The 1084-nt window shown below is 34.1% G+C and carries 1 protein-coding gene; it reads left to right on the top strand.

Annotation, left to right across the window (positions count from 1 at the left end; genetic code table 11):
- On the top strand, positions 1–987 hold a 987-nt coding region (locus F6K53_RS44910; protein WP_293087572.1), incomplete at its 5' end, for an ATP-binding protein.
- Positions 988–1084: the final 97 nt, after the last annotated feature.

The raw sequence follows: 1084 nt of genomic DNA, 5'->3' as shown, positions 1-1084 counted from the left end.
TACGCATTTTCCTTAGACCAAGAGCGAGTGTACGAAGAGTGGCTAATCGCATATCCCAAAGGACGTCCTCAAACTTGGTTTGAGCGTAACTATCATTCAGAAAAACAGGATTATGATTGGTATTTTGGACCAAGGCTGAAAGGGGAAAAGGAACGTATTAGGGGTTTTGTTCGCCCAAATTCTTTATTTTTATCTCATGCCGCCCAAAATAACCATGATCAGTTAGGAAATATATTTGAATGGTTTAGAAAAAAGTTAAATTTAATCCCATCAAGTTTAGGTTCTTTATCTTTTGCACATTTTACTACTTCAAAATGTGCAAAAGATAAAGAGTTCATGGACAAAGTTTTTGATTTAATTAAAGGAGCTGATATCGGTATGTTAACTATGATGCTTGAAAAGCAAACCATTGATGACTTGCTCAAAAACATTCCTGAAAAATTTCAAGAAAATTTCAAAAATAATATTAATCAAATAATTGAACAAATCGACAAAAATAATATTAATGATAACTCATCAGAATTAGAATCAGATCTAACTTATACTCAGGTGTTAGCGTTATACAAAATGAATGACTCTGAACAAACGATCCGCTTTGAATTAGAGGATGAATCAGATGGTACACAACGATTATTTGAAATGGGAGGGTATTGGATAGATGCTTTAGATAATGGAGAAATTTTAATTATTGATGAACTCGATCGCAGCTTACATCCAGTAATATCAACCTATTTAATTAAAGAATTTAATGACAAATCAGCTAATCAAAATAATGCTCAATTGATTTTTACTACCCACGATACAACTTTCTTAGATCGAGACATATTTAATCAAGACCAGGTATGGTTCACAGAAAAAGATAGCAACAATAGCACTCAGCTCTATTCGTTACTAGATTTTAAACCTCGCCAAGATGAATCCCTACAAAAAGGCTACCTCAAAGGTCGATATGGAGCGATTCCCTTTGTAAGTGGGCTGCATATTTGAAGATGTCAAAGAAGCGTGATCCTCATTCTCGTAAGCAAGGCAAATCCAATGATAAGCTCAGACGTAGTCGCACTCAGAAAGAACCGAGAAAATATAA

The organism is Moorena sp. SIO4A1, assembly GCF_010672065.1.
In the GTDB taxonomy this organism is placed as follows: Bacteria; Cyanobacteriota; Cyanobacteriia; order Cyanobacteriales; family Coleofasciculaceae; genus Moorena.
Note: the sequence above shows the minus strand (reverse complement) of the source record. Positions and strands in the feature narration are given on the sequence as shown.